Raw genomic sequence first — 8,430 nt, 5'->3', positions numbered from 1 at the left:
CATACTGTCAAACCCTATTATCACAAGATTCCAGAAAATCGCACAAGCCATTGATTCTAAACAATACTTCCCGTCACACCACCGTCATCAGAGAAAAATCCCGAAGGCAGCGGGCCGGAACGCAGCCGTTTCACCCGAAAACCCGAGCCTCGCCGCAGCACTTCCATGCCGTCAATTGCAAGGCCAGCCGCATCTGCTTCCCCTTCCCCGGGAAAAAACACCGCAAACAGGCCGAAATGGCCCGCTCAATTTGCAGGCATCGCAGATAATTCCCGAATCGGTATCTCTGATTCGATCTGGGTCGGCTTCCTTTCCAGCTTTCGTGTCGATTTGAACAGAGCTGGCTCAGGAGGCTGCATAGCGGGGATAAGTCGAATTTCTGCCTGAGTTTGGTTTAAATGCCGGAAACAGGAGTGACAATGCGAGACGCACCGGAACCATAGCCCGGCTTTCAGGGCGAAGGTGGCACTTGCCGCCATTTGGGGTGAAACGGCATTTTGCATCGAAGCGGCCGAGGAGGCGCTTGCCCGCTATGGCAAGCCCGATATCTTCAACACCGATCAGGGATCGCAGTTCACCGCCGCTGAAGAAGGCTGAAATCGCCATCTCCATGAACGGCAAGAGCGCCTGGCGAGACAATCTGTTCGTCGAGCGGATCTGGCGGTCGATCAAATACGAGGAGGTCTATCTCCACGCCTACAAAAGCGTGCCGGAGGCTCGAACGGGCATCGGCCGGTACCTAATCTTCTATAAATACCCGACGTCCACAGGTATCCCTTGACCGGCAAACAACGGATCAGGCTTACTTCAACGCGAATGCCAATCCCGGCAGCAGCATAATCGAGGTCGTAACGCTGATAGCCCCTTGCATATCTGCTTGGGGCTTTTTTGTGTTTTCTTTTGAATGGTGGTTGCGGGAGCCTGAGCCCACAGAGACTTGCATTATACGCTTGTAACGCAGGATAGTTATTTACCGATCCAAAGGCAGAGCATACAACCTCAGGCACTTGATGAAAGCGGCTGTCTGCACGCCTGCAGCAACTCAGGTCACAACATCGGCGGTATATCGGTTCGAATCTTGCATGGCGCGCCGGAGAGGATAAAAATCCGAACTCCTACGCCATTGTAATTGCTATGCAATTCTTCATTATCGGGTCATGCCTGTTCGTCGGGGTATGCAAATGGTCAATGTGATCCGGGGACACCTCCGAGAGTTTGGCGTTATCGGTCCCGGCCGCTCTCACAAATCGGACTCTTGAGCAAACTGATGGAGGACGTTGATTTCAATGAGCTTCCGTGGGCGCACGGCACACTCTACAGTACCTTGGCGGCAGCTTCGAGAAGTCAAAGAAAAACTTTTCAATATCAACCGCGACTTGCTGTAGCTATGAACAGCGATGCCTGCCGACGTCTGATGACCATTCCCGGAGTTGGTGCTGTCGCTTGATGAGAGACTGGCGGCGGCCACTACTGGAATGCTCTTAACACCCAACAGTCCGCTACCGGCCGCGTACATCTCCCCGTCCTGCAAGGCGACGAAGCCGCCCTTATCCAGCACAGTGACTACGGACCGCTCCTGATATGCAGTCCCCGTTTTGACGAGAAATTCGTTGGTTTTAGGAAGATATTCAATCATTTTGGCCACGGTAACCATCAGGCGTACTTGGCCATGGCAATGTGGTTGTGCTTGGCTCTGTGATTTTTGCGGTGCGCGCAAGGTGATGGAGGGCAATCAGGCGGCGGCCGGCACGCTCCGCAGGGATGTTGCCGGTCGCCCAAAGGTCAGTACACGAAAAAGTCATTCTCAGTCAGTGCGAGGTCTTTCCCAATGAAAGCGACGGCCGTGGCCTTGTCGGCACCGCTTCCATCCAGGTCGTAGTAGAGATACCCGTCGGTCTGATCATAGATTATCCGGATGTCCGCATCGAGTGCGTCATGGGCGTCACCGATCTGGATCTGGGCAGCGTCGATGCTCCTGTAGGTGTTGTAATGGACAGTATGGGATCGTCCTACCCCTTGCAGTTCTTCGAACAAGGCGTTCTTGAACATGAAGCTGTCGTCAGCGACGTTGAAGTCGGTTATTTTTGTAACCGTGATTTTGTCGCCGTTGAAGCCAAAGAAATCGTCCCCCGATCCTCCGGTAATTGTGTCCTTTCCGCCCCCATTGAAAAGGACATCGTCTCCGGCCCTTCCATCAATCTGGTCGTTGCCGAGATTACCGTTGATGTAGTTCTCACCTTTCGACCCCATCAGAACGTCATTGAAAGTCGAACCCGCGACTGCTTCCATCGATTTAAGCGTGGACGTTCCTCTGTTACCGTCGAAGTCCTGAAACGAGATCTCGCTCTGCCCGACCGTGTAATGGACCCCCCGTTTCGAGAAATAGAGGTTGACGAGATCGAATCCCGCGCCGCCGTCCAGGAGATCTTTCCCACCTGAGGCGTAAAGTTCGTCGTTTCCAGCGTCACCGTAGACCTTGTCATTGCCGACGCCGCCAATGAGGTGGTCGTTGCCGCCCTTGCCGCTAATGACATCACCGTGGTTGGTACCATAAATAGTGTCGTCTTTGTTTGTGCCGACTTTCTTCACCATGTCGCTCTCCCAAACCCAACCATTGGGCCAAGAATGGGTGTAGCCCTGGCATGCGTTCGCGGCATCACCCGGTTGGGTGATCGTGGGCTGAAGGTGCTGCAAATTCTTTGATAGTGGTGCTGATGGCATACTTGTGATGTCCAACTTTCGAACGGAAACGGTTTCCCGCAAGGAAAGCTGGCTGGTCGCCGCTCGTCATATCGAGCTCGATGTTGCAGCATCCCTGGCGAACGGAGGCAAACATTCCCGCCCGGCCCGTCCCCGAAACTCTGCTCGCTGAACGGCTGAAGCAATTGCCCTTCCATCTTACGGAGACCTGCAGCGTTCTCGACCTCCTGGCCCTGTTCCGCGCGGTCGGCGAGGCTCAGGTCGGCACGGGGTTGGACGCGGATCGCCTCGAGGCAGAGGTCGGTCGCCTTGTCGATGACGGGCCCTTTGTCGAACGCGGCCGTGACCGTTTGGGTCTTCCCCGCTAAAGGGGGGAAGCGGTGCGGACCATTTCGTTTTCGATCGGCAAGCAGCGGGGAAGACGGATATCATCGCCGACTTCCAGCAGGGGACGGACCGGATCGACATTTCCGGTATCACGGCTACGCCGCTCCGGTTTATCGGAGAAAAAGCGTTCCCCCACAAACAGGGGGAGTTCACTCGGCGATGTCAAGGGCACAGCCGACGACCCCACGGAACTCGCTGCCGACTTGAACGGAGATGAAAAGGTGGATTTTATGACGTCGTTGCAAACCCCACCACAGTTTACAAGCGTAGCAGCACGAACCAGGTCAATCCGGGCATGTTCATGAACGGCTTTTCCAGCGCATCTATCATCCTTTGGTGACGTCAACGATTTTTGATATTGCCACGTGGACACCGTCGATCGTCGCGACTGCTCCAAGAAAATCCGAAAGAGCGTGACTCTTGACCGCGCCGGCAGTTGGCGTGCGGTTGACGTCGTACTTGAATCCGCTACCCGCGAAACCCGTCGGACCATCCGCCTGAATCGGACACTTTACAATGCGAGCTGTTGCGAATGTAATCCGCGCCAAAAAACAAATCGCCGAAATCCAGATCGCGCATATCAAAGTCGGGGTGACCTGATATCGTAATTCTCGCCATGATTGACTCTCCTGGTGAAGATCATGAATCGCATGCCGCGTAAACCAATCCCTCAACGAGATGCCCGCCAGGACGTCAGCCACCACCGATCTGAGCACTACGACCTTTTCGACGACGAGAGGAGCGCTGCATCTCACTGCCGGGACAAGACCCTCGATGTCCATCGGCTCCGATTCAAGGAAACATTTTATCCGCCTGCGCGGTGCCAATCACCTTTCCTTTTCCGTCGAGAGCCTTCACCGTGAAACGGTACTTGTGCTTTCCGGAGGGCGGGCACGGACCCTTGTAGCGGAACGCACCATAGGGCAGCGATTTCTGGCCTTCGTAAGCGACCTTTCCGCCCCCATGCATGAAACCCGGCACGTTTTGATCCCTCATTCGTATGTCGAGCTTCACTGTTCCTTCCGGCACGCCGGAAAGCTTCATCGGCGGAGATTTGCTGTCGAGGCATTTCTTCGTCGGCCCCCAATCGAAGGAGACCTTCATGTCCGCATGCGCGGCGCTCGCCAGCGTGAGGAGCGCGATAGAAGTCAAGATGGTTCGCATTTCTTCTCCTATGGTGTCATTGCCCCGTCCGACCGACGGCTGTGCTCTTGCACGTTATGTCGGCGATACCGCGCCATTCATCTCGATCGAGCGGCATTGCATCGGGGCACCTCGGCGAACATAAAAGCGCCGCCGATGCCCCACATCACCCGATCGGGTGAGCGACCATGAAGACCTGTGCTTGCCTGCCCGATTCGTGCACGTAGGGTCCCGGAGTCGACGAAAATGGGTTGCGATGGCCGAAAGCATTCCCGATGCGGAAGCGTGTTTGCAGAGTATGAGTTTTCCGGATTTGACCGACAGGGTCTACGAAGACTCGGTTCTGCCAGAGCTGTGGGAAGACCTTCTGGCTGACATGCATGACATCTGCGGGGCTCAAATCGGCACAGTGTTTACGACTTCTTCTAGCCGCGTCACATCGATCGTGCCCCCAGGCGGCGAGGAATTGCTGCGGGATTATGCCCAAGGCGACTGGGACAGCGTCAACTCACGCCGGGACCGCGCAAGAAAGTTGAACCATGCCGGTTTTGTAACCGATCTCGATCTCTTTACCGAAGACGAATTGCGGAGCGAGCCCTTTCTACCGGGATCGCTTGTATCCGCGAGGTTTGGGCTGGTGTGCAGGAACCCTCATTAACACGCCGAACGACGACACGCTTCTCATGAGCTTTGTCAGGGATTACGGGCGCGGGCCACCGTCAGATGAAACCGTCGCCTGGCTTGACAAGATGCGGCCGCATCTGGCGCGGTCGCTAAGCCTGGCCGCGCGGCTCAAGGAAAAGGTGGCCGCCGCCATCACCGAGACACGCTCGGAGCATTCGGGCTTCCTGCCTGTCTCGTCGACGCGCGGGGGCGTATGAGGGCGGCGAACGCCCTGATACGCCCCCGCTTGTCCCATCCTCCATCGCTGATCGGCGCGACCGGGTCATGCTTCGCCATCTTCCGAGCGATCGGCTCCTCGCCGGGCGCTGCAGCAGAGATCGGCAAGACATGAGGTGATGTCGGTTCCGGTGCCTCCGATCAACGACCTCCCGGCGAGCGTCATCCACATCGTCCCAGTGGCGGGCCGAGGCCGCGATCTTTTTCCCACTGGCCTCAACATCCTGGCCGCAACGTTCGCCGGGTCGAGCGCAGTGCCGGACGCCCGCGTCCTCAGGGGGCTGTTCGATCTCACTCCGGCGGAGGCAAAGGTGGCGGGATGCATTGCCCACGGAGCTTCCCACCGGCGACGTGGCAGGAGAAAAGGGTATGGACGACTACGGCGCGCTGGTGCGGCTGCTCTGTGGAATGGCTGTCTGACGCAGTCCCCGCTGACAAGGCAAAGGAAACCGCCTATACTAGGCCAAGTAAAGCTCGTGCACCGTGGGTGAAATACCGTTGGAGAGAGGAGTCCGGAAATCGAAACATCCGGCGCTTCTTGTTAAGACATGTCTTTATCCATTTCTTCGCAGCAACGCGAGGAAGCATCTCCTGACGGCGTCTAACTGATCAGTCTTTTTTCTGGCGGGTTGCGGTCCGTTCGAGCGTTGTGCATTAAAACAGTCCAAGTTAAACAGATATCTGTTTGGCAGCGTGAGAATAGAATGAAGTTCCCGAACTTGGCCGACAGGGTCTACGAAGCCTCAGTTCTACCAGAGCTGTGGGAAAACCTGTTGACGGAGATAAGCGTTGCTTGTGGCGCAAGGGGCGGGGTAGTGTTCACCTCCTCCGTTGCCGGAGTCACATCGGTTGTGTCGCCTGGCGCTGTTGAGGGCTTTCAGAAGTTCGTCGATGGGAATTGGGACAGCGTCAATTCGCGGCGGGAGCGTTCTCTGCAAAGAAATCATGCGGGTTTCCTTGCGGACCTCGATCTCTTTACCGAGGAAGAGATGCGCAACGACCCGCTCTATACCGGATTTTACTATCCGGAAGGTCTTGGATGGTGTGTGGGCACGCACATCATCACTCCGAACGACGACATGCTCGTCATGAGTTTTGAACGAGAGTTCGTGAAGGGCCCGGTTCCCAGCGAGGCCGTCGCCTGGCTTGACACGCTGCGTCCGCATCTCGCGCGGTCGCTGAGCCTGACGGCGCGACTCAAGGAGAAGGCTGCGGCTGGGATCACCGACACGCTCGGCGCGTTCGGCCTGCCTGCTTGTCTCGTCGACGCGCGAGGAAGAATGAAGGCGACGAACTCGTTGATGTCGCCTTTGGTGCCGTCCTACATCGCCGACCGCCGCGACCGGGTCGGACTTCGACATCTTCCGAGCGACTACCTGTTGGCCGAGGCTCTTCGTCAAAGAGCGGCAGGGCGCGGCGTGATGTCGGTTCCGGTGCCTCCGGTCGACGATCTTCCGGCAAGCGTCATCCACATCGTTCCGGTGGCGGGCCGAGGACGCGATCTTTTTCCCACAGGGCTCAACATCTTGGCCGTGACGTTCGCAGGGTCGAGTGCAGTGCCGGATGCTCGCGTGCTCAGGGGGCTGTTCGATCTCACCGCGGCGGAGGCCAAGGTGGCGGGCTGCATCGCCCGTGGAATGTCCCCCGGAGATGTGGCAGGAGAGACGGGCATGGCATCGAACACGGTGAAACATCACCTGAAGGCGGTATACGGAAAGACAGGCGTGGGGCATTACGGAGAACTCGTCCGGCTGCTTTGCGGCATGGCGATCTGAAGCATGGGCTGTCTGTGCAAGCCCCATTAAGATGCCTTGCTTTTCAGCAGGGCTCGCTCGGCCAATCGCAAAGCGAAACACTCCGCCTTGAGCGCAAATGCGTGATCCGAATGAGTAATCGTCAGCCTTCTTATCGCCGTCGCGTCGCCTTCCATGCGGAAAAACATCCGAACCGGCGACGTACCGTTCCTAAAGGCTGACCTTGCCTCAAGTTTTATCCAGTTTTGAGTTTGCTCCAGCGGTTTTGGGTTGCTGTATTTGGGGTGTAGCGGCGGGTTGCGGTGCGGAGCCATTTCGGCTGCGCAGCACCACATCACATCGCGGGTTGATGGACTGAGCGAACTCGGCGGGTGTCAGCCAGCCGAGGCCGGAGTGCGGGCGGTGATCGTTGTAATCGCTGCGCCTGTTCGAAAGCGCCGATCGGGCATGGGTCAGTGACGAGAAGAGGGTTTCGTTCAAGAGTTCGTCTCGCAGCGGCCCGCTGAAGCTTTCGATGAAGGCGTTCTGGATCGGCTTGCCCGGTGCAATATAGTGCCAATCCACCTTGGCCCGGTCCGTCCATTGCAGAATCGCGTTGCTGGTGAACTCGCTGCCGTTGTCACTGACGATCATCCTGGGTTTGCCGCGCTCGTCGATGATCCGATCCAGCTCACGGGCAACCCGCAGACCGGATAGCGATGTATCGGCGACGAGTGTCAGGCACTCCCTGGTGCAATCGTCGACGACAGTCAGAACCCGGAACCTGCGGCCATCGGTGAGTTGATCCGACACGAAGTCCAGCGACCAGCGGTCATTGCGGCCATCGGGATCAGCATCAGTGCCCGCGTGCCGATTGCCCGTTTCCGTCCGCCGCGCTTGCGCACCGTCAGCTTCTCCTCCCGATAGAGCCGGAAGAGCTTCTTGTGGTTCACAAGGTGTCCCTCGCGCCGGAGCAGCACATGAAGCCGGCGATTGCCGAATCGGCGGCGTTCATGCGCCAACGCCTTCATTCGCTCGCGGAGGTCATGATCGTCGCCGCGGCTGGTTTCGTAACGGATCGTCATCCGGCAAACGCCCATAGCTTTACACGCCCGCCGTTCGCTCATCCGATGGTTCTCCATCAGATGCGCGACAGCGTTCCGCTTGGCTGCGGGCGTCACCACTTCTTTCCCAAGAGGTCTTTTAGAGCAGCATTGTCCAGCATCGCATCCGCCAGAAGCCGCTTCAGCTTCGCGTTCTCGTCTTCCAGCATCTTCAGGCGCTTGGCCTCGGGCACGTCCATGCCGCCGAACTTGGCTTTCCATTTATAGATGCTGGCATCGCTGACGCCGTGCTTGCGGCGAAGCTCCGAGACAGGCGTGCCCGCCTCGTGCTCTTTCAAAATGCCGACGATCTGCTCGTCTGTGAAACGGTTGCGCTTCATTCCCTGGTCCTCTCAATGGGCCAGAGCTTACTTCAAAATGGATTAGTGCAACGGGGCAAGGTCAAATCAGGCGTTACTTCAACGCGCCGATACCCATCCCGGCAGGATCATGATCCCGATCGG

General features: G+C 57.5%; 9 protein-coding genes and 3 pseudogenes. 7 read left to right on the top strand and 5 right to left on the bottom strand.

Annotation, left to right across the window (positions count from 1 at the left end):
• Positions 1–334: hypothetical protein (locus JJB09_RS26540; protein WP_210341835.1), on the top strand; the 334-nt coding region annotated here is incomplete at its 5' end.
• 152 nt (positions 335–486) lie between these two features.
• Positions 487–821: pseudogene (locus JJB09_RS26315) on the top strand (transposase); the annotation flags it as partial.
• A gap of 419 nt (positions 822–1,240) precedes the next feature.
• Here JJB09_RS26315 and JJB09_RS26310 read toward each other — a convergent pair.
• Positions 1,241–1,732: a hypothetical protein gene (locus tag JJB09_RS26310; protein WP_201664067.1), complete on the bottom strand. Its 492-nt coding sequence runs from the start codon at positions 1,730–1,732 to the stop codon at positions 1,241–1,243.
• Positions 1,733–1,782: 50 nt separating this feature from the next.
• Entirely contained in the window at positions 1,783–2,592 is an 810-nt protein-coding gene (locus tag JJB09_RS26305) for a calcium-binding protein (RefSeq protein WP_201664066.1), read from the bottom strand.
• A 209-nt stretch (positions 2,593–2,801) separates the two neighbouring features.
• On the opposite strand from JJB09_RS26305, the gene JJB09_RS26300 reads away from it, so the two are divergent.
• Entirely contained in the window at positions 2,802–3,068 is a 267-nt protein-coding gene (locus JJB09_RS26300) for a hypothetical protein (protein WP_201664065.1), read from the top strand.
• Positions 3,069–3,085: 17 nt separating this feature from the next.
• Positions 3,086–3,304: pseudogene (locus JJB09_RS27220) on the top strand (M10 family metallopeptidase C-terminal domain-containing protein); the annotation flags it as partial.
• 109 nt (positions 3,305–3,413) lie between these two features.
• Here JJB09_RS27220 and JJB09_RS26290 read toward each other — a convergent pair.
• Both JJB09_RS26290 and JJB09_RS26285 read right to left on the bottom strand, forming a co-directional pair.
• Positions 3,414–3,869, bottom strand: a complete 456-nt coding sequence (locus JJB09_RS26290) for a hypothetical protein (RefSeq protein WP_201664064.1) — start codon at positions 3,867–3,869, stop codon at positions 3,414–3,416.
• A gap of 10 nt (positions 3,870–3,879) precedes the next feature.
• The gene (locus JJB09_RS26285; RefSeq protein WP_201664063.1) at positions 3,880–4,251 is read right to left on the bottom strand and encodes a phospholipid-binding protein; all 372 of its coding nucleotides are present in this window, start codon (positions 4,249–4,251) and stop codon (positions 3,880–3,882) included.
• A gap of 235 nt (positions 4,252–4,486) precedes the next feature.
• Between JJB09_RS26285 and JJB09_RS26280 the strand changes: the two genes are divergently transcribed.
• The 3 genes from JJB09_RS26280 to JJB09_RS26270 all read left to right on the top strand — a co-directional run bounded on the left by JJB09_RS26280 (position 4,487) and on the right by JJB09_RS26270 (position 6,905).
• Positions 4,487–4,888, top strand: a complete 402-nt coding sequence (locus JJB09_RS26280) for a hypothetical protein (RefSeq protein ID WP_201664062.1) — start codon at positions 4,487–4,489, stop codon at positions 4,886–4,888.
• 25 nt (positions 4,889–4,913) lie between these two features.
• Positions 4,914–5,111, top strand: a complete 198-nt coding sequence (locus JJB09_RS26275) for a hypothetical protein (RefSeq protein ID WP_201664061.1) — start codon at positions 4,914–4,916, stop codon at positions 5,109–5,111.
• 723 nt (positions 5,112–5,834) lie between these two features.
• Complete coding sequence (locus tag JJB09_RS26270) at positions 5,835–6,905, top strand: helix-turn-helix transcriptional regulator (protein WP_201664060.1); 1,071 nt, start codon at positions 5,835–5,837, stop codon at positions 6,903–6,905.
• Positions 6,906–7,119: 214 nt separating this feature from the next.
• Here the strand turns inward: JJB09_RS26270 and JJB09_RS26265 are convergent.
• Positions 7,120–8,307, bottom strand: a pseudogene (locus JJB09_RS26265) (IS3 family transposase).
• Positions 8,308–8,430: the final 123 nt, after the last annotated feature.

It is taken from the genome of Phytoamicus setariae (assembly GCF_016722925.1).
GTDB classification, from domain to species: domain Bacteria; phylum Pseudomonadota; class Alphaproteobacteria; order Rhizobiales; family Rhizobiaceae; genus Rhizobium_E; species Rhizobium_E setariae.
This window is presented reverse-complemented; position numbering and strand designations above follow the sequence as displayed.